This window comes from Phyllobacterium sp. SB3, from assembly GCF_040009165.1.
GTDB lineage: Bacteria > Pseudomonadota > Alphaproteobacteria > Rhizobiales > Rhizobiaceae > Phyllobacterium.
The window spans coordinates 839,508-858,577 of the sequence record NZ_JBDYKI010000001.1 but is presented as its reverse complement, the minus strand read 5'-3'; the positions used below and the strand labels follow the sequence as shown (position 1 = coordinate 858,577).

Annotated in this window: 16 protein-coding genes; 3 read left to right on the top strand and 13 right to left on the bottom strand. The window is 54.1% G+C overall.

Going from position 1 to position 19,070, the window contains the following annotated elements; translation table 11 throughout:
* Positions 1 to 46: 46 nt before the first annotated feature.
* Both ABKW30_RS04245 and ABKW30_RS04240 read right to left on the bottom strand, forming a co-directional pair.
* The gene (locus ABKW30_RS04245) at positions 47 to 1,294 is read right to left on the bottom strand and encodes a Zn-dependent hydrolase (RefSeq protein WP_348596834.1); all 1,248 of its coding nucleotides are present in this window, start codon (positions 1,292 to 1,294) and stop codon (positions 47 to 49) included.
* 11 nt (positions 1,295 to 1,305) lie between these two features.
* Positions 1,306 to 2,631 carry an aspartate aminotransferase family protein gene (locus tag ABKW30_RS04240; protein ID WP_348596832.1) on the bottom strand — a complete coding sequence of 442 codons (1,326 nt, stop codon included), beginning with the start codon at positions 2,629 to 2,631 and terminating at the stop codon, positions 1,306 to 1,308.
* Between the two features lie 223 nt (positions 2,632 to 2,854).
* Here ABKW30_RS04240 and rutR point away from each other — a divergent pair, with 223 nt between their 5' ends.
* Positions 2,855 to 3,508 (top strand): HTH-type transcriptional regulator RutR, encoded by a 654-nt coding sequence (rutR, locus tag ABKW30_RS04235; protein WP_348596830.1) that lies wholly within the window; start codon positions 2,855 to 2,857, stop codon positions 3,506 to 3,508.
* A gap of 196 nt (positions 3,509 to 3,704) precedes the next feature.
* On the opposite strand, the gene preA is transcribed toward rutR, so the two are convergent.
* The 4 genes from preA to ABKW30_RS04215 form a co-directional block, all read right to left on the bottom strand.
* The gene (gene preA / locus ABKW30_RS04230; protein WP_348596828.1) at positions 3,705 to 5,015 is read right to left on the bottom strand and encodes an NAD-dependent dihydropyrimidine dehydrogenase subunit PreA; all 1,311 of its coding nucleotides are present in this window, start codon (positions 5,013 to 5,015) and stop codon (positions 3,705 to 3,707) included.
* An 11-nt stretch (positions 5,016 to 5,026) separates the two neighbouring features.
* Positions 5,027 to 6,484 carry an NAD(P)-dependent oxidoreductase gene (locus ABKW30_RS04225; RefSeq protein WP_348596826.1) on the bottom strand — a complete coding sequence of 486 codons (1,458 nt, stop codon included), beginning with the start codon at positions 6,482 to 6,484 and terminating at the stop codon, positions 5,027 to 5,029.
* Positions 6,485 to 6,824: 340 nt separating this feature from the next.
* Positions 6,825 to 10,010, bottom strand: a complete 3,186-nt coding sequence (locus ABKW30_RS04220) for an efflux RND transporter permease subunit (RefSeq protein WP_348596824.1) — start codon at positions 10,008 to 10,010, stop codon at positions 6,825 to 6,827.
* Positions 9,973 to 11,142, bottom strand: a complete 1,170-nt coding sequence (locus tag ABKW30_RS04215; RefSeq protein WP_348596822.1) for an efflux RND transporter periplasmic adaptor subunit — start codon at positions 11,140 to 11,142, stop codon at positions 9,973 to 9,975. The genes ABKW30_RS04220 and ABKW30_RS04215 overlap by 38 nt, the downstream gene beginning before the upstream one ends.
* 422 nt (positions 11,143 to 11,564) lie before the next feature.
* Here ABKW30_RS04215 and pncB point away from each other — a divergent pair, with 422 nt between their 5' ends.
* Positions 11,565 to 12,872, top strand: coding sequence for a nicotinate phosphoribosyltransferase (pncB, locus tag ABKW30_RS04210; protein ID WP_348596820.1), 1,308 nt, complete (start codon positions 11,565 to 11,567; stop codon positions 12,870 to 12,872).
* Positions 12,873 to 12,897: 25 nt separating this feature from the next.
* On the opposite strand, the gene ABKW30_RS04205 is transcribed toward pncB, so the two are convergent.
* Together ABKW30_RS04205 and ABKW30_RS04200 are read right to left on the bottom strand one after the other, a co-directional pair.
* Positions 12,898 to 13,143, bottom strand: coding sequence for a DUF1150 family protein (locus ABKW30_RS04205; RefSeq protein WP_348596818.1), 246 nt, complete (start codon positions 13,141 to 13,143; stop codon positions 12,898 to 12,900).
* 55 nt (positions 13,144 to 13,198) lie between these two features.
* Positions 13,199 to 13,621 carry an Hsp20 family protein gene (locus tag ABKW30_RS04200; RefSeq protein ID WP_348596816.1) on the bottom strand — a complete coding sequence of 141 codons (423 nt, stop codon included), beginning with the start codon at positions 13,619 to 13,621 and terminating at the stop codon, positions 13,199 to 13,201.
* A gap of 134 nt (positions 13,622 to 13,755) precedes the next feature.
* On the opposite strand from ABKW30_RS04200, the gene ABKW30_RS04195 reads away from it, so the two are divergent.
* Positions 13,756 to 14,694 carry a nucleoside hydrolase gene (locus tag ABKW30_RS04195; RefSeq protein WP_348596815.1) on the top strand — a complete coding sequence of 313 codons (939 nt, stop codon included), beginning with the start codon at positions 13,756 to 13,758 and terminating at the stop codon, positions 14,692 to 14,694.
* On the opposite strand, the gene ABKW30_RS04190 is transcribed toward ABKW30_RS04195, so the two are convergent.
* From ABKW30_RS04190 to ABKW30_RS04170, 5 genes are read right to left on the bottom strand one after another with little or no spacing between them, the layout of a single operon-like run.
* Positions 14,691 to 15,035 (bottom strand): 2Fe-2S iron-sulfur cluster-binding protein, encoded by a 345-nt coding sequence (locus ABKW30_RS04190; RefSeq protein ID WP_008127640.1) that lies wholly within the window; start codon positions 15,033 to 15,035, stop codon positions 14,691 to 14,693. The genes ABKW30_RS04195 and ABKW30_RS04190 overlap by 4 nt on opposite strands.
* On the bottom strand, positions 15,036 to 16,064 hold the full coding sequence (locus ABKW30_RS04185) for an NAD(P)/FAD-dependent oxidoreductase (RefSeq protein WP_348596813.1): 1,029 nt from the start codon (positions 16,062 to 16,064) through the stop codon (positions 15,036 to 15,038).
* Between the two features lie 39 nt (positions 16,065 to 16,103).
* A complete protein-coding gene (locus tag ABKW30_RS04180) occupies positions 16,104 to 16,640 on the bottom strand; it encodes a DUF934 domain-containing protein (protein WP_348596811.1) in 537 nt (178 codons plus the stop codon).
* Positions 16,637 to 17,392 carry a phosphoadenylyl-sulfate reductase gene (locus tag ABKW30_RS04175; protein WP_348596809.1) on the bottom strand — a complete coding sequence of 252 codons (756 nt, stop codon included), beginning with the start codon at positions 17,390 to 17,392 and terminating at the stop codon, positions 16,637 to 16,639. The genes ABKW30_RS04180 and ABKW30_RS04175 overlap by 4 nt, the downstream gene beginning before the upstream one ends.
* Complete coding sequence (locus ABKW30_RS04170) at positions 17,382 to 19,052, bottom strand: nitrite/sulfite reductase (RefSeq protein WP_348596807.1); 1,671 nt, start codon at positions 19,050 to 19,052, stop codon at positions 17,382 to 17,384. Before ABKW30_RS04170 ends, ABKW30_RS04175 begins: the two co-directional genes overlap by 11 nt.
* Positions 19,053 to 19,070 lie beyond the last annotated feature (18 nt).

The following is a 19,070-nucleotide window of genomic DNA, read 5'->3' as shown; positions in this document are numbered from 1 at the left end:
CCTTTTTGGTCTTTTGCCGAACATGTTGCCATATGTGGGTGCTAGATCAGGCTTGAATCTCCGCCGTCTCCAGAACCGCATGCAACAGGACGTCAGTACCGGCAGCAGCCCATTCTTTCGAAATCTCTTCATCCTCATTGTGGCTCAGGCCATCGACGCAAGGACACATCACCATCGCCGTCGGAGCAACGCGATTGATCCAGCAGGCATCATGGCCCGCCCCGGAAACAATATTGCGGTGACTGTAACCAAGCCGCTCAGCCGCATTGCGCACGGCCGTGACACAACCATCGTCAAATGTGACGGGATCGAAATGGCCCGCCTCTTCAATTTCAATGCCCAGACCAAGTTCTTTGGCGATTTCCGGTGCTTTCGCTTCAATTTCAATCTTCATGGCGGTGAGCGTTGCCAGATCCGGCGAGCGGATATCAACGGTGAAAACCACCTTACCCGGGATGACATTGCGCGAATTCGGATAAACATCGACGTGGCCGATTGCGCCGACAGCGCTTGGCTGATGTGCCATGGCAACCGTGTGAACAAGTTCGGTAATGCGTGCCATGCCAAGCCCGGCGTTCTTGCGCATCGGCATGGGCGTCGAGCCCGTATGGCTCTCCTTGCCTGTCAATGTGACTTGCAACCACCACAGACCCTGTCCGTGAGTTACAACACCGATATCCTTGCCTTCAGCTTCAAGAATTGGTCCCTGCTCGATATGCAGCTCAAACAGCGCATGTATCTTGCGGGCACCAACCTTTTCATTGCCCTTCCAGCCAATACGCTCCAGCTCGTCACCGAACTTCTTGCCCTTGGCATCTTCACGATCATAGGCCCATTGCTCGTCGTGAATACCGGCAAATACGCCGGAAGCCAGCATGGCCGGAGCAAAGCGCGTGCCTTCCTCATTCGTCCAGTTGACGACGACAATTGGGTGCTTGGTCTTGATATTAAGATCGTTGAGTGTGCGGATCAGCTCCAGCCCACCAAGAACACCGAGCACGCCATCATACTTGCCGCCGGTCGGCTGCGTATCGAGATGGCTCCCGACATAGACTGGTAAGGCGTCGGGGTCTGTTCCCTCGCGGGTGAAGAACATATTGCCCATGGTATCCACTCCCATGGTCGCTCCGGCTTTCTCGCACCAGGACTGGAACAGGCGGCGACCTTCACCGTCCTCATCGGTCAAGGTCTGGCGGTTATTGCCGCCGCGCAGACCCGGGCCGATCTTGGCCATTTCCGTGAGGCTGTCCCAGAGCCGGTCGCTATTGATCCGAAGATTTCCTGTCAGCGACATTTGCCTGTTCCCTATGTGAGGTTCTTCAACACGTCAGCGAGTGTATCGAACAGGTGCTCGATCTGCCCCTTGCTGATGGTCAAAGGCGGTGACAGCGCGATAATATCGCCGGTTGTGCGGATCAGCACACCCTTTTCATAGGCGTTGAGGAACGCCTGGAACGCACGCTTGGTCGGTGCGCCTTCAATGGGTTGCAACTCGATAGCGCCGATCAGGCCGAGATTGCGAATGTCGATAACATTCGGCAGCCCCTTGAGCCCATGCAGCGCATCTGCCCAATAATCGGAAAGCTCCGATGCGCGGGTCAGAAGACCCTCTTCCTCATAGGTATCGAGAGTTGCCAATGCGGCGGCGCAGGCAACAGGATGACCGGAATAGGTATAGCCGTGGAACAGCTCGATCAGGTTTTCAGGACCATTCATGAAGGCCTGATAAATGTCGGATGAAGCAAACACAGCGCCCATTGGAATGACACCGCTGGTAATGCCCTTCGCGGTTGTGACGAGATCAGGCACGACGCCGAAATAGTCAATCGCAAAGGGAGTGCCGAGGCGGCCAAACCCGGTGATGACCTCATCGAAGATCAGGAGAATATCGTTCTTGGTGCAGATCTCGCGCAGGCGCTTCAAATAGCCCTTTGGCGGGATGAGAACGCCGGTAGAACCAGCAACCGGCTCAACGATAACAGCCGCGATATTCGATGCATCGTGCAGAGCAATAACTCTTTCCAGATCATCGGCAAACTCGACGCCGTATTCCGGCTCTCCGCGCGTATAGGCATTGCGCGCCAGATCGTGGGTATGGCGAATATGGTCGATGCCACCCAGCGCATTGCCGAAAGTCTTGCGATTGCCGGAAATGCCGCCAACGGAAATACCGCCAAAGCCAACGCCGTGATAACCGCGCTCACGGCCGATCAGCTTCACCTTGGTACCATTGCCCTTGGCGCGATGGTAAGCCAGCGCAATTTTCAGCGCAGTGTCGACCGATTCAGACCCGGAATTGGTGAAGAATACATGATCGAGCGGTGATGGCAGCATAGCTGCGAGACGGGCAGCGAGCTCAAATGCCTTGGGGTGGCCCATCTGGAATGCCGGCGCATAATCCAGCTCTGCGACCTGCTTTTGAACTGCTTCTACAATCTTCGGGCGGCCATGACCGGCATTGCAGCACCAGAGGCCAGCAGTGCCATCAAGAATTTCGCGGCCATCATGAGACTTGTAGTGCATGTCTTTAGCACTGACGAGGAGGCGGGGATTTTGCTTGAACTGCCTGTTTGCCGTGAAAGGCATCCAGAACGCGTCGAGATTGTTTGTCCCCAGTGCCGCTTTAGACATGTGACGAAGCCTCCTGATTGCGGATATTACCGCTTGTTTTGTGTTCCCGAATGATTGAACCTTTGGGTGGATTCAAAAACCAATTGCCAAAAACTTGACTAGTTGGTCAAAATGCAGGCTAGAAGAGCATAGTTAGGTGGTCAAGCGCTTTATAGGCATTTCAACCCGTTGCGAGTGATAGCGGAATTGCCATTTTGTCGCGGGTGGGTGGAGTAATCGGTAGATGGCGAAAGCTGCAAAGCAAAAGACCAGTAGCGGACCGGAAAAAACGACCCGTATTCAGGAAATCAACCGCCGCCTGATCCTTGATGCGGCGCTTGATGTTTTCTCAACCTATGGTTTTCGCGGCACGACTATCGATCAGATCGCCGATAAGGCAGGGATGTCAAAACCGAACCTGCTTTATTATTTCCCCCGCAAACAGAACATCTATGTGACACTGCTCGAAGAAACATTGACCGAGTGGCTTGCACCTTTGGCGGATATCGATCCCGAAGGCGATCCGATTGAACAGCTTCGTAAGTACATAACGCTCAAGATTAAAATGTCTGAAAGCCACCCGGAAGCTTCACGCCTCTTTGCCAATGAAGTGCTGCATGGCGCACCGGCGATCAGCGATTTTCTGGCCAAGCACCTGAAGCCACTGGTGGATGAGAAAGCTGTCGTTATCCGCCGCTGGGTGGGTGAAGGAAAGCTTGCGCCCGTCGATCCCTATCATCTGATTTTCATGATCTGGGCAACCACCCAGCACTATGCGGATTTCGATGTTCAGGTTCGCGCCATCATGGGCAGCCAGGTTGGCCGTCCGGGCTTTCGCGAGCAGACGGCACAGGCTGTGCTTAGCATCATTCTCAACGGGATACGGCCGCGTAGTTGAGTACAAATTACCGTAAACTTGGCTGCGTTACTTGTTGTGCGTGGTTCGACGGGGCTCACCATGAGGAGAATTGTAGGTTGCAAAGCCAGCCTGCATTGCTACAGAACTAGACTCTCTTGCCAATTACAACTCCCTCATGGTGAGCCCCGTCGAACCACGCACAAACGGTATGCCAACCGGAGGTCGAGTTAATCTCTTACTCTGCCGCGACCTTCGCCATTGGATTATTCGGGTGCGTTGTCCAGTTGGCATAGTCGGGTCGAACCGGTGTTTTGGTGCGCGGGTCAACACCCGAGATCATCGGCACCATATCGATGCAATTTTCGACCGGGCAAACATTGACGCACAGATTGCACCCCACGCATTCCTCATCGATCACTTCGAAATGCCGAACTCCATCGACCATCGAAGTGATGGCCTGATGCGATGTGTCTTCGCAGGCAATATGGCAACGGCCACATTTGATGCAGAGATCCTGATCGATCTGCGCCTTGGTGATGTAGTTGAGGTTGAGATACTGCCAGTCCGTAACATTCGGCACAGCCATGCCACGAAAATCTTCGATGGAACTGAAACCGCGTGAGTCCATCCAGTCAGACAGACCGGAAATCATTTCCTGTACGACCTTGAACCCATAGGTCATCGCAGCGGTGCAAACCTGCACATTGCCACAACCGAGCGCGATGAATTCTGCCGCATCGCGCCACGTGGTGATACCGCCGATACCCGATATGGGCAGGCCGCGCGTTTCTGCATCGCGGGCAATTTCCGCAACCATGTTCAATGCGATGGGTTTCACCGCCGGGCCGCAATAGCCACCATGCGAGCCACGCCCGTCAATGGAAGGATTGGGCGCGAAAGTATCAAGATCAACCGAAACGATGGAATTGATGGTGTTGATCAGCGATACGGCATCGGTGCCACCAGACTTGGCAGCGCGAGCAGGTTTGCGAACATCGGTGATGTTCGGCGTCAGCTTGGTGATGACCGGCATGCGCGTATATTGCTTGCACCAGCGCACCACCATTTCGATATATTCCGGCACCTGACCGACAGCAGCGCCCATGCCACGCTCGGACATGCCATGTGGACAGCCGAAGTTCAGCTCGATGCCATCGCATCCTGTCTCTTCCACGCGTGGCAGGATCGCCTTCCAGGCCTCTTCCTCGCAGGGCACCATGATCGATGCGATCAGCGCACGATCCGGCCACTTCTTCTTGACCTCGGTCATCTCGCGCAGATTGACCTCAAGAGGGCGATCCGTGATCAACTCAATATTGTTCAAGCCAAGTAAGCGGCGGTCCGGGCCATAGATTGCACCGTAACGCGGGCCATTGACGTTGACGACGGGAGGCCCCTCTTCGCCAAGGGTTTTCCAGACAACACCACCCCAGCCAGCGGCGAATGCTCTTTCGACATTGTAGGCTTTGTCGGTAGGCGGCGCGGAGGCCAGCCAGAATGGATTTGGGGATTTGATACCAAGGAAATTCGATGAAAGATCAGCCATGATGGTTTCCTTTAGCCACTAACGTGGCCTGGATTGGCAGGACGTTGCGCAGGGGCGGTTGTAGGTTCGGCATTGCTGGCAATGACTGCCTCTGCAAAACCGCTGACCTTTTCCGGCTGCATTGAAAGAACGCGGTGGATGGATTCGGCGGCAAGCTTGCCATCCTGAACGCCTGCCACGGTCAAATCCTGACCACCTGCAATACAATCGCCGCCTGCCCAGATTCCCGGGATCGAAGTGCGGCGTTCCTCGTCAACACTGATACGGCCGCGCGATAGCGCCATTCCCGCATCTGCAAGTATCTTTTCCGCAGGCATCTGGCCGATGGCCTTGAATACCTGATCGCTGGCCAATGTGACGCTCTCACCGGATGTCTCCAGCTTGCCATCATTCATCACCGTATAATCGAGAGTAATACCGCACACCTCGCCTCGCTCGTTGCGTGTCAAAGCGCGGGGTTGCAACCAATGGCGGATGATGACGCCGTTCTTCAAAGCGAGTTCCTGTTCGAACTCACTGGCATTCATGCTTTCTGGTCCACGACGGTAAGCGATGATGACATTTTCCGCGCCGAGCAGTTTTGTCTGAACGGCAACGTCAACAGCAGTCATGCCGCCACCAATGACGACAACATCGCGACCAACCGCTATTTCCGAAAGATCATTGCTCTGGCGCAGAACCGAGATGTAATCCACGGCATCGATGCAACCAGCGGCATCTTCGCCATCAAGTCCCAATTCATTGACACCAGGCAAGCCCAAACCGAGGAACACCGCATCAAACCCGGCTCGCAATGCATCAAGGCTGATGTCGCGTCCAAGCGCTTTGTCATTCTGGATTGTAATCCCACCGATCTCCAGAATGAACTGGAGTTCCTTCTGGGCGAAATCATCGACGCTCTTATAAGCAGCAATACCATATTCATTGAGGCCCCCGGCCTTGGGGCGAGCCTCGAAAATCGTGACATCGTGACCATGCATGGCCAGACGATGGGCGGCAGAGAGACCCGCAGGACCGGCACCAACAACAGCAACTGATTTGCCGGTAGGTGCAGCGCGCTTGAAGGGATGCTGGCCATTCTCCATGAGATGGTCGGTAGCATAGCGCTGCAACAGGCCGATTTTTACCGGCTTTCCTTCAGCTGCTTCCCGCACGCAGGCTTGCTCGCAAAGCGTCTCTGTCGGACATACCCGGGCGCACATGCCGCCAAGAATGTTCTCGCTCAAAATTGTCTTGGCGGAGCCGGTTGGATTGTCTGCCGCGATCTCGCGAATGAAAAGCGGAATATCGATGCCCGTCGGGCAAGCGTTCATGCACGGTGCATCGTAGCAGAAGTAGCAACGGTCAGATTCAACGAAAGCCTCATGCCGCGAAAGCGGTGGATGCAGATCGGAAAACACTTCGCTGTAATTGCCGTTGGCGAGCCGCCCGGCCCTGACGTCACGGATTCCTGAATCCATCGATCCCATGAAATGGCATCTCCCATATCTGTGGCAGTGTCCGGTTCCCGTGGATCACCGCCATTTGCAGGATGAGCCGGTACGTCCGGCTCCGTTATGGAAAGAATGGCATATTTTTACAAAAGGTCAAATTTTTTATCAAATGGTCAATAATCATATTCCTATGAAGAACTGTCTCCGTACACTCCCATCGTGCGTGGTTCGACAAGCTCACCATGAGGAAGCTAATGGGTTGTAAGGAGATCGACTCCGCGAGCCAACGATTCTACTTGCAAGCAACCACCTTCCTCATGGTGAGCTTGTCGAACCACGCACAAACTATTTTGTAATCAGAGTACGGAACTAAGGTTTACTCCGCCGGAAGCTGTGCCCGCGTATTGACCTGCAAAAGTTCACGCTGGAGTCTCGCCTCCTCTTCGGCCTTTGGCTTGGAGAAACCTGCCAGAAGCAAATACGCGACCGGCGTAAGGAACAAGGTCGAAGCTGTTGCCAAACCAAGTCCGCCGACAATGACCCATCCAAGCGCAATGCGGGCCTCGGCGCCTGCGCCACTGGCAAGGACCAGCGGAACACCGCCAAGAATTGCGCAGAGCATTGTCATTACAACCGGGCGTAGCCGGATAGTTGCTGCTTCCTCGATTGCCTGGCGAACATTGCGACCCTGATCGCGCAGATGATTGGCAAACTCGACAATAAGAATACCGTTTTTCGCCATGATCCCCACAAGCAACACCAACCCGATCTGACTGTAAACGTTCATGCTCGTGCCAGTCATCACCATCGCAAAGACGGCGCAAGCCAACCCCAGCGGGACAGTCGCCATCACAATGACAGCACTGATGAAGCTCTCGAACTGCGCAGCAAGCACAAGGAGGATGATCAATATGGCAAAGCCGAAAGTAATGATCATGCTTGAAGAATTTTCACCAAGCGTAGCGGCTTCGGCAAGCGGAATGAGACGATAGCCGGGTGGAAGCAATGGCTCGGCAACCGCCTGTGCTTCCGCATAGGCATCACCAAGTGCGAATTCCGGCGACAGGCTTGCGGTAATGGCTACCGACCGCATCTGCTGCTCGCGGGTCAATGCAGGTGGCACCGCAACTTCCGTTAGACGTGCAATCGTCGACATCGGCACAAAACGCCCATCTTGCGTGCGCAAGAACACGTTTTCCAAATCGGTCGGATCGTTGATCGGATTGGTGGTCGAGACGAGTTTCACATCGAAGCTGCGATCTTCGATATAAACAGACCCGATCTTGTAGCCGTCGAGCACCGACTGCAAAGCTTCTGCCAGACCGGTAATATCGATGCCAAGGTCCGATGCACGTTCACGGTCAATCGTAACGGCAAGCTGCGGTTGTGTCGGCTCGTTGGTCAGGCGTGGACGATCAAAACGGCGATCCTTTTCCAGTTCGCTAACAATCTTGGCAGCTGTTTTGCCCAACTCGGCATAGCTGGTCCCAACTACCGCAAACTGCAAACCATTGCCTGCGCCGCGAATGCCTAGCGAATTAGGTTGCGATGCGAAAACCTGAATGCCGGGGACAGAACGGACACGTTTCGATACGTCGGAGATGATCTCCTGCTGCGTTCTTGTGCGTTCTTTCCAATTGGCAAGGCTAAGGACCATGAAACCCCGATTGGTATTGCCGTTCTGGCCTGCGATGGAAAACGTGTTCTGGATTTCGCCGGAGTCACGTAGTGGCTGGATCAACGTTTCGATCTGGCGCATCTCATCATTCAGATATTCAAGGCTGACACCTTGAGGAGCGGTGATGCGCAAAAATGCAGCGGCGCGATCTTCGGTCGGGGTCAATTCCTGCTTGAGCAGCGAGAATGCGCCAAATGCGGCTCCGGCAAAAAGAAGGGAAACAACAACGACGATCCATGGGCCGGCAAGGCAGGCATGCAGCAAGGTTTTGTACCAGCCGCCGAGAAGATTACCCGCACGGCCGACAATGCCGGGAGCATGAGCAACTTCATGATGGCTGGCCTCACTTGCGCTCAGGAGCCGCGAGGCCAGCATCGGGCACAGAGTAAGGGCTACGACTGCGGAAAGAAGCACACAGATCGCCAGAACAAAGCCAAACTCGCGGAACAACCCGCCCGTTTGGCCGGGAAGGAACGATAGCGGCACAAAAACGGCAGCCAAGGTAACAGTGGTTGCGATGACTGCGAAGAACACTTCCTGCGTACCGAGCACCGCAGCGGCACGCGGGCCCATGCCCTGATTACGACGGCGGACAATGTTCTCAAGCACGACAATGGCGTCGTCCACCACCAGACCCGTTGCCAGCACCAAAGCAAGCAGCGTCAGAATATTGATGGAAAAGCCCGCCAGATAAATCGCCGAAATTGTGCCGATCAATGCAACCGGCATGCTGACCGCTGGAATCAGCGTCGCCCGGATATCCCAAAGGAACAAATAGATGATCGCGATGATGATAATGACCGAGGCACCCAACGCTATTTCCACTTCATGGACAGCGCCATTGATGAAGTCGGCATCATCACTCGTAACGCGAATATCTACGCCTTCCGGCAATGTCTGCTGAAGCTGCGCGACTGCCGCACGGACACCCGTTGAAATATCAAGCGTGTTCGACTGCGCCTGACGGATAATGCCAAGGCCGATACCCGTCTTGCCATTGGCCCGGAGACTGGAGGTGCCGATATCCGGACCGAGCGTCACCGTTGCGACATCACGGATCTTCGTCCGACCCTTGATGATAATGTTTTCAAATTCCTCTGGCGTTGTAACAGGCGCCGTTGCGCGCACAACAATGCTCTGGTCATTGCTGTTGAGCTGTCCTGCCGGTGTATCAAACGCCATCGTGGTGAGCGCATTACGGATATCGGCGACGTTCATGCCAAGGCTTGCGAGTTTGCCCTGATCGATATCAATGCGGAAAATCTTGTTGCGATCGCCGTTGACCTGCACGTCGGCAACGCCGGGAACAGATGCAAGCACATCTTCGATCTGATCCTCGACAAGCACGGTCATGTCTTCGACGGCCATGGTATCGGACGTAACGGCAAGCCGCATCACCGCATCGGAGTTGGCATCCGCCTTGACGATCCGCGGAGGATCAGCCTGCTCGGGCAGCGTGTTGGTAATGCGGCTTATAGCGTCGCGCATATCGGCCGCAGCGACGTTCAGGTCAACGCCATCATTGAACTCGACGGTCACGCGGCTGCTGCCAAAAGATGAACTGGACGAGATGGATTTGACACCTGAAACGCGGGAAACAGCGCCTTCGATTGCGGATGTCAATTCGCGGTCAACCGTTTCGGCGGCTGCCGATTCAAAATCCGTAGAGACGGTAACCACGGGACGGTCAACGTCCGGCAGTTCGCGCACGTCGACACCGTAATAAGCCGCCAAACCGCCCACAACGATAAGGGCATTGAGCACCAGTGCCATGACAGGACGGCGGATGAAAAGTGCGGTAAAACTCGTATCTGAATTATTGCTCTGCGTTGTCACGGATACGCCCTCAGCCAGCTTCGCCGGCAGAGGCAAGAGGCCCTGCATCCGTATTCTGCTTGGGTGCAGGTTGCCCTTTTATCTGAACCAGGCCGCCTTCACGGACCGATTGGACACCTTCTGCAACTATCTCATCGCCTGGTTTTATCTCTGCATCAACCAGAACATTAGACGCATTTCGTTGAACGATCCGAACTGGCACGCGGCTCGCCTTGTCATCAGCTATTTTCCAGACAAAGGCGCCATCCGTCCCCCATTGGATAGCCAGCGGGTCAACCGCAGCATAGGTATCGCCCGGAAATGCAATGGATATCTCGAAAGCCATGCCCTCTCGTAGCGTGTCCTTTGGATTGGTGATCCGTGCCTGAACGTGCAAGGTACGGCTGGCAGGATCAACCCTGCTATCAATGGCACTTACAGAACCGTTAAAGGTTTCTCCGGGGCGGGCAATCGAGCTTGCTGAAACAGGCGCACCAACGGTAATCAAGGGCGCAAAGCGCTCCGGCACCCAAAAATCTACGAGCACCTCAGATCGATCATCAATTGTTGCAACCTGCGTGGAAAGCGTAATGTAATTGCCTGCATTAACCGGCAGGATACCGACGATCCCGCTGATTGGGGCTTTTATATCGCGGCGATCAAGCGCGAGTTCGGCCTCACGCAAATTAAGCGCAGCATTCTCTACGGCAAGTTCGGCATCCGACACCTGCACAGCCGAAACCGTATTGGTTGTGCTCAGATTCTCCGCACGCTTCAGCTTGTTTTGCGCATCCTTGAGAGCAGTGCGGGCTCTTTCTGCAATGATCATTTCGGCTTCTGCATCGAGCTTGGCGATGACATCGCCAGCCATCACCCTGGAGCCGGACTGGACAAGCACTTCGGTCATTCTACCAGCGGCAAAGGGCGTAACGGATACCGAACTCTTTGCCTTACCCGTACCAATTGCTGAAAGCCGGTCGTTGATTTTGGCGTCCGTGGCGGCTTTCACAACCACAAGAGGCATTCCCTGTCCGCCATTGCGGCTGCCGGAACCCGCAGCGGGCTCTGTAGTTGATGTGGAGGTTGGATCAACACCGGCCTTTTTCAAAAGTTCATTGGAGCCGGGAAAAAAGTATAGCCAGCCGGCCCCGGCACCTACCAGAACCACGACGGCGATCAAAATTTGTTTCCAGACCTTCATCCAACACTCCAAGGCCGGTTCCGTTCAGGGGAGCCAGCAAAAATCATTATAGCCGCACCTGCGCTCCGCAGCGAACAACTTATCTACTGGAGAGAATAAAGCGCTTTGATGTCCCCGTTAATGACAATTCGGAGATATTACAAAGATTTAATAGAACGGTATCATTCAACTTGGCCGCATTTTATCCGTCACACTTCTTGATGACGCTGTTCTGCCGTGCAACATGGCTAGTGGAGTGAATTTGACATTTGTATCTCACCGGTCGATGGCTCTTAAAGCAAATGTCAAATTCGTAAACTCCACTAGAACCATAAACTTAACAGTGGTCTTCCTGATTCTAACATTCGCTACGAGCGTGATCGAAACGGGGCGCGAATGTTAGAATCAGACCACTGGCGACATATTCGCAAGGATAGCATTCGATGGCGACCAAGACCGATATAGCCCGGCGCGTTTTCAACCATACATGGAAACTGGACCCCATCGTCCGGAGTCTGCTTGATACCGACTTTTACAAACTCCTGATGCTGCAGATGATTTGGGGTGTCTATCCCAAGGTCGATGCTACATTCACTCTCATCAATCGCACTACGACAGTCCGGCTGGGCGATCAGATAGACGAACAGGAGTTGCGGGAACAGCTCGATCACGCCCGGGAAGTTCGCTTCACGAAAAAGGAAATGATCTGGCTCGGCGGTAATACGTTCTATGGCAAGCGCCAGATATTCGAGCCGGACTTTCTCAGCTGGCTCTCGAACTTCCAGTTACCGGAATACGAGCTGATCAAGCGCGATGGCCAGTACGAACTCAACTTTCACGGCCCGTGGATGTACACCACGATGTGGGAGATTCCAGCGCTCACCATCATCAACGAACTGCGCTCGCGCGCCGCAATGAAGCGGATGGGGCGGTTTGAACTCGATGTGCTTTATGCCCGCGCCAAAGCGAAGATGTGGACGAAAGTCGAGCGCTTACAAGCTTTGCCGGACATACGGATTTCCGATTTTGGTACACGCCGCCGTCACTCGTTCCTGTGGCAACGCTGGTGCGTGGAAGCTTTGAAAGAAGGTATCGGCGCTTCATTCACCGGCACCAGTAATGTGCTGATGGCGATGGATAATGATCTGGAAGCGCTAGGCACCAACGCGCACGAATTGCCCATGGTTCTGGCAGCTCTGAGCAAAACCCGTGAGGAACTGCTGGCCTCGCCTTATAAGGTGCTTCAGGACTGGAACCGCTATTATGGCGGCAATCTTCTCATCGTCTTACCGGATGCCTTCGGAACAGCGGCATTCCTGCGCGATGCACCTGACTGGGTGGCGGACTGGACCGGTTTCAGGCCCGATAGCGCACCGCCCATAGAAGGCGGCGAGAAAATCCTTGCCTGGTGGAAATCAAAAGGCAAAGACCCACGCGAAAAGCTATTGGTGTTTTCGGATGGCCTCGACGTCGACACGATCGAAGAAACCTACAGGCATTTTGACGGGAAGGTTCGCATGAGCTTCGGTTGGGGCACCAACCTGACCAATGACTTTGAGGACTGCGCCCCGCGCTTCAACGACCAGTTGAATGCAATTTCGCTGGTCTGCAAGGTCAGCTACGCCAATGGGCGTCCCGCAGTGAAGCTCTCGGACAATCCCAAGAAGGCCACGGGTGATCCCACCGAGATAAAGCGCTATCTTGAGATTTTTGGAGCGGAAGATCGCGTGGAGCAGACTGTTAAAGTCTGACCCACGCTGTTTCCAATCTGCGCAATTACTGAAGCATCACGGTGCGCAACTCGTGTTCCTGAGCGCCGACAAGAACATTGTCGCGTTCATCGGAAAGCACGATAGGATCGCCGTTAGCTGCAAAGAGCGCCCAAAGCTCGACACCCGGCGTCATCGGCGGAAGAGCTGGAAAGCTGGTAGCGAGATCATCGGTCTTGACCTTGCGCAGGTACGCAACCTGACCGGAGCCAAGACGGGAAAATTCAAGTTCTGTCAGAGGATTCGTTTGCATTATAGCCTCCTTATTTAGACAGTCTCTCGTGAGCCCTGTCCCGTTAGAGCCGTGATTAGTCTTCCACCGCGATATTAATGCGTTTGACCAATCGTTCGGGTTCCGGCCGATCAAGATCGATCGACAAAAGCCCATTCTTCAAAGTGGCGTTACTGACCCGCATTCCATCGGCAAGAACAAAAATGCGCTGAAACTGGCGGGCAGCGATGCCTCGATGTAAATATTCCCGCGCTTCTTCCTCAACCTGACGGCCGCGAATGATCAGCTGATTATCTTCCGTGGTGACTTCAAGATCGTCGCTGGAAAAGCCCGCCACGGCGAGAATAATTCGCAACTGCTCACGATCATTATTGCAACGGATACGCTCGATATTATATGGCGGGTAGCCGTCGCCGGATTTGGCGATACGCTCCAGCGTCTTTTCCATCGAGTCGAATCCAAGCAGCAATGGGCTTGAAAATGGTGTCATTCGTGTCATCTAAGCAGTCCTTTAGTAAAGCGACCTAAAGCAAAACCCGTAATTCAACAGCATTTCACTCCTGTACTCAGATATGGTCTATCGACCTCGAGACTTCAAGGGAGTGCAGTATATAGAGCAAGAGAAAGCGACAAATGGCACGTAAGATCATAATCGATACCGATCCCGGGCAAGACGATGCCTTGGCGATCCTTTTGGCATTTGCCAGCCCGGAACTGGAAGTACTCGGTATTACGGCGGTGGCCGGGAATGTGCCGCTTGCCCTGACCGAGGTGAATGCCCGTAAAATTTCCGAACTGGCGGGGCGTTCGGATGTGCGGGTTTTTGCTGGCGCCGACCGTCCGCTTATGCGCCCTTTGATCACCGCCGAGCATGTTCACGGGAAAACCGGCCTTGACGGCCCGGACCTGCCTGAACCATCCATGCCTTTGCAGGATCAGCATGCGGTCGATTTCATTATCGATACTTTGCGTAATGAGGCGTCAGGAACAGTTACGCTTTGTGTGCTTGGGCCACTGACTAATATCGCCCTTGTGCTGCTGCGCGCGCCCGACCTAGCCCCGCATATTAAAGAGATCGTCCTTATGGGTGGCGGCTTCTTTGAAGGCGGCAATATTACGCCAACCGCCGAGTTCAACATTTATGTCGATCCGCAGGCCGCGCAAATCGTGTTGCAATCCGGCGTTCCAACAGTGATTTTGCCGCTCGACGTTACGCATCAGGCGCTGACGACCGCCAAGCGCATTGATCGCTTCCGCGCCATGGGAACCAAGTCAGGTGATGCTTCAGTGGCGCTTCTCGAGTTTTTTGAGCGTTTCGATGAAGAGAAATATGGCAGCGATGGTGGACCTCTGCACGATCCGAATGTCATCGCCTATCTGCTGAAGCCGGAGCTTTATACGGGTCGACAGTGTAATGTGGAGGTTGATGCTTCCAACGAGTTGACGCTTGGCATGACAGTGGTTGACTGGTGGGGTGTTACCGACCGCCCGAAGAACGCGTTCTATATTCGTGGTGTGGATTCTGACGGCTTCTTCGAACTTTTGACGACACGAATTGCGACGTTGCCCTAAGCCGCGACGCTATCCTTCTGAGTGCCTGGAGCAAGTGTAATCTCCAGGCCGTTCAATTCTTCGGTCATGATCAACTGACATGACAAACGGGAATTCTCCTCGACGTGAAATGTCACGTCGAGCTGATCAATTTCCTCATCCAGCGGGGCAAAAAGTTTCTCTGTCCACTCCTGCTCGACATAGCAATGGCACGTGCCGCAAGCGGCAGCGCCGCCGCACTCTGCCTTGATGTCGAGGCCCCAATCACGAATGACTTCCATGACGCGGAAGCCTTCCAAAGCTTCCAGCGTATGGCGTTCGCCCTTTTGATCGGTGACGTGGATGAAAAGAGAATCAGACACTCAAGCCGCTTTCAGTTTCTTTTGGAGGGATGATGAGGAGGTCGTATACTGAAAAATAATGCGTTCGCCAGGGGCAACTATGCGTTTTGCTGCTTGGGACATCAAAGCTGCCTCATGGAAACCGGAAAGAATGAGCTTCAGTTTACCCGGATAAGTATTGATGTCACCAATCGCGAAAATTCCCGGTTCAGATGTCTCGAACTTTTCAGTATCAACCGCAATCAGGTTCTGATCGAGGTTCAGCCCCCAATCGGCGATTGGACCTAACTTCATCGTAAGGCCAAAGAATGGCAGCAAACGGCTGGCTTCCAGAGCTTCCTCGCCTTCTTCGCCGCCTTTGAGCAAAACCTTCGATATCTGACCGTCAGCACCTTCAAGGCTGCCGAGTTGCCCCATGCGGAATTTCACGCGGCCTTCTTTTTCAAGCGCCCACATCTTGTTGACACTATCAGGAGCAGCGCGGAATTCGGGGCGACGATGAACCAGCGTCACCGACTTTGCAACAGGCTCAAGATTCAGCGTCCAATCAAGTGCGGAATCACCCCCGCCAACGATGACGACATCATGATCGCGGAAAGCCTCAATCTTGCGGACAGCATAATGGACGCTGACACCTTCATAATGTTCGATTTCCGGCACAGGCGGGCGCTTCGGCTGGAATGAGCCGCCACCCGCAGCTATGACGATGACCTTGGTAATAAAGACTTCATCCGCATCGGTTTCTACACGGAACCGGCCATCTTCCAGACGAGTGAGCGCGCTCACCATTGTCGAAAAATGGAACTGCGGATCGAACGGTGCAATCTGCTTCAAAAGATTATCGGTCAAGGCCTGGCCGGTAACTTCCGGCAAGCCCGGAATATCGTAAATCGGCTTTTCCGGATAAAGCTCGGCACATTGGCCGCCCGGACGATCAAGAATATCAATGACATGGGCGCGCAGGTCCAGCAGGCCAAGCTCGAATACCGCAAAAAGGCCGACCGGGCCGGCGCCGACGATAACTACATCTGTTTCAATAATTTCGGACATATAATTCTTTCCAACAAACCCAATTGAACTTTGATTTTTTCAGACGCCGGGGACGCGACGCCAGCTATAGGCACCCGGGACGGTGTGCGATCCCCTGCCAGGCTGATAATAGCCGGGGGCATCATGCAGATTATGCTCCGCAAGACGCGTCAGGGTTACAGCATGCGTCACCTTCATCGTATCGAAGCCGGTACGCAGCATATAGGCAACCTGATCGATGAGAACATCGCCCACAGCACGCAACTCACCTTTGAACTGGTGCTGGTTCTTTAAAATATCCGCCTTTGAATAGGATCGTCCATCGTTGAAGGCCGGAAACTGCAATGCAATAAGTGGTATCGTATCAAGCAATGGCAACAATGGCTCAATGCTTTCACCCGGCGCAACAGAAACCCCAATCTTGCGGTTTGTCTCTGACCGGACGCTTTCGTCAAGGCCGAGCCAGACAGCCAGCGGCAGAATTAACGCCGGGGCATCGCCGGTTTCTTCCAGTGTTTCCGCTATAATATAGGGGTCTTCGCGAAATCCTTCGCGGCCCCAAAGCTCGCCAGCTGCGTTTTCAGAAATGTCACTCATAGATTCGAATCCGTCAGGGAAATATTGCTCAATTGATCGGTAAGGCCCGTCAGGTGGATACCGCATTCTGTCTTGTCACTGCCAGCCCAACGCCCGGAGCGCGCATCTTCGCCTTCCTTCACCGGCTGGGTGCAAGGCATGCAACCGATTGAACGATAGCCTTCTGCAACCAAGGGATGTGGAGGCAAATGATTTGCGACCATATAATTTTGAAGATCCGCTGACGTCCATTGCGCCAGAGGATTGATGCGGATGCGCTCACCCACGGACTCAAAGACCGGCAAGGCGTTGCGCGTCGACGCCTGAAACTGTTTGCGACCAGTCATCCAAGCCCGGTAAGGGGCAACGGCACGAGCCATCGGCTCCACCTTGCGGATGTAGCAGCAACGATCCTTGTTGGTCATCGACATGGCACCATAAGGATCTTCATCCTTGAGGCTTTGTTGCAGAGGATGAATGTCATGAACGTCCGTCATGCCAAGTTCGCCGACCAGTTCATCGCGGTAGCGAAGGGTTGCCGGAAAGTGCTTCCCTGTTTCCAAAAATAGAACCGGAGTCGCGCGGTCTACCTGAGCAATAAGATGCAGCAGCACAGAGGATTCGGCGCCGAATGATGAAACGACAGCAATTTCTTCATTGAACAAATGATCTACAGCCAGCTCGATAATATCGGCCGGTTCAAGATTCCCGTAGCGGGCCTGAAGCGCACGCGCTTCATCCGCTACGGTACGTTCATTCATTTCAAGCAGCATTTGCAGTCTCGTTATAAAGCGCATCCTTGAATGGTGCCGCGCCTAGACGACGGTACGTTGCAAGGAAATTCTCTTCCTTGTCCGTCCTTACCAGCAGATAGCGGTCAACAATGGTTTCAACCGCATCCACGATCTCTTCGGATGAGAACCCGCGACCAGTAATATCGCCAATGGTGCAAATCTCATCACCCGAGCCGCCAAGCGAAATCTGGTAGAGTTCTTCGCCCTTCTTCTCGACGCCGAGAATGCCGATATGGCCGACATGGTGATGCCCGCAGGCGTTGATGCAGCCGGAAATCTTGATCTTGAGTTCGCCAATATCTGCCTGACGTTCCGGTTGACCGAAACGTTCGGAAATACGCTGTGCTACCGGAATGGAACGGGCATTAGCCAGCGCGCAATAATCAAGGCCGGGGCAAGCGATGATATCGGTGATCAGTCCGGCGTTGGCGGTCGCCAAGCCATCGGTCAACAGCAGATCGTAGACTATGCGCAAATCGGCAATGGCAACATGCGGCAAGACCAGATTCTGTTCATGGCTGACGCGGATTTCATCGCTGGAGAATTTCTCCGCAATGTCGGCGACCAAATCCATCTGAGCATCAGTTGCATCCCCGGGGATGCCGCCAATCGGCTTCAGGGAAATGGTCACGACACCATAGTCCGGATTCTTATGCGGCGTTACATTCTGGTCTACCCAGCGCGCAAAAGAATGGTCAGCCTTGCGCGCCGCGGCAAGCTGTGACCAGCCTTCCGGACGGTGCGGGAGATTTGGCATGCGGAAATAATTGTCTATGGCGTCGACATCCTGCTGCGGCATCTTCAGGTCTGTATCCTTGATCGCCTGCCATTCAGCTTCAACCTGACGCGTAATTTCTTCCGTTCCGGTTTCATGCACGAGGATCTTGATGCGCGCTTTGTATTTATTATCACGACGGCCGTTCAGGTTGTAAACGCGCACGATAGCAGTCGTGTAAGTCAGCAAATCTTCAACGGGCAGGAAGTCACGGATTTTCTTGGCAACCATCGGCGTGCGGCCTTGTCCACCACCGATATAGACAGCAAAACCCAGTTCTCCAGCTTCATTCTTCTTCAGGTGAAGCCCGATATCATGCACTTGAATCGCTGCACGATCACGATCAGCACCAGTCACGGCGATCTTGAACTTGCGTGGCAGATAGGAGAATTCCGGATGCATGGACGACCACTGCCGCAGGATTTCCGCATAAGGGCGAGGATCGGCGGCCTCATCGGCAGCGGCACCAGCGAAATGATCGGCAGTAACATTGCGAATGCAATTGCCTGATGTCTGCAACGCATGCATTTCAACGGATGCCAGTTCATCCAGAACAGCAGGCATATCGCTCAAAGCAGGCCAGTTATACTGAATGTTCTGGCGGGTGGTGAAATGGCCGTAACCGCGATCATAACGGCGGGCAATATGCGCCAGCTTGTGCATCTGGCGGCCGGACAACGTGCCATAAGGGATCGCAACGCGCAGCATGTAGGCATGCAGCTGCAGATAGACACCGTTCATCAACCTCAGCGGGCGGAACTGCTCTTCGGTCAGTTCACCGGCAAGACGCCGTTCAACCTGATCCTTGAACTGCTCAACGCGGGCTGAAACAAACGCGTGATCAAACTCATCGTAACGATACATTCTATTCAGACCTTCAGA

Coding starts and splice junctions, on each gene's coding strand:
- ABKW30_RS04245 (WP_348596834.1), bottom strand. CDS start 1,294: ATGTCGCTGACAGGAAATCTTCGGATCAATAGCGACCGGCTCTGGGAC.
- ABKW30_RS04240 (WP_348596832.1), bottom strand. CDS start 2,631: ATGTCTAAAGCGGCACTGGGGACAAACAATCTCGACGCGTTCTGGATG.
- rutR (WP_348596830.1), top strand. CDS start 2,855: ATGGCGAAAGCTGCAAAGCAAAAGACCAGTAGCGGACCGGAAAAAACG.
- preA (WP_348596828.1), bottom strand. CDS start 5,015: ATGGCTGATCTTTCATCGAATTTCCTTGGTATCAAATCCCCAAATCCA.
- ABKW30_RS04225 (WP_348596826.1), bottom strand. CDS start 6,484: ATGGGATCGATGGATTCAGGAATCCGTGACGTCAGGGCCGGGCGGCTC.
- ABKW30_RS04220 (WP_348596824.1), bottom strand. CDS start 10,010: ATGCAGGGCCTCTTGCCTCTGCCGGCGAAGCTGGCTGAGGGCGTATCC.
- ABKW30_RS04215 (WP_348596822.1), bottom strand. CDS start 11,142: ATGAAGGTCTGGAAACAAATTTTGATCGCCGTCGTGGTTCTGGTAGGT.
- pncB (WP_348596820.1), top strand. CDS start 11,565: ATGGCGACCAAGACCGATATAGCCCGGCGCGTTTTCAACCATACATGG.
- ABKW30_RS04205 (WP_348596818.1), bottom strand. CDS start 13,143: ATGCAAACGAATCCTCTGACAGAACTTGAATTTTCCCGTCTTGGCTCC.
- ABKW30_RS04200 (WP_348596816.1), bottom strand. CDS start 13,621: ATGACACGAATGACACCATTTTCAAGCCCATTGCTGCTTGGATTCGAC.
- ABKW30_RS04195 (WP_348596815.1), top strand. CDS start 13,756: ATGGCACGTAAGATCATAATCGATACCGATCCCGGGCAAGACGATGCC.
- ABKW30_RS04185 (WP_348596813.1), bottom strand. CDS start 16,064: ATGTCCGAAATTATTGAAACAGATGTAGTTATCGTCGGCGCCGGCCCG.
- ABKW30_RS04180 (WP_348596811.1), bottom strand. CDS start 16,640: ATGAGTGACATTTCTGAAAACGCAGCTGGCGAGCTTTGGGGCCGCGAA.
- ABKW30_RS04175 (WP_348596809.1), bottom strand. CDS start 17,392: ATGCTGCTTGAAATGAATGAACGTACCGTAGCGGATGAAGCGCGTGCG.
- ABKW30_RS04170 (WP_348596807.1), bottom strand. CDS start 19,052: ATGTATCGTTACGATGAGTTTGATCACGCGTTTGTTTCAGCCCGCGTT.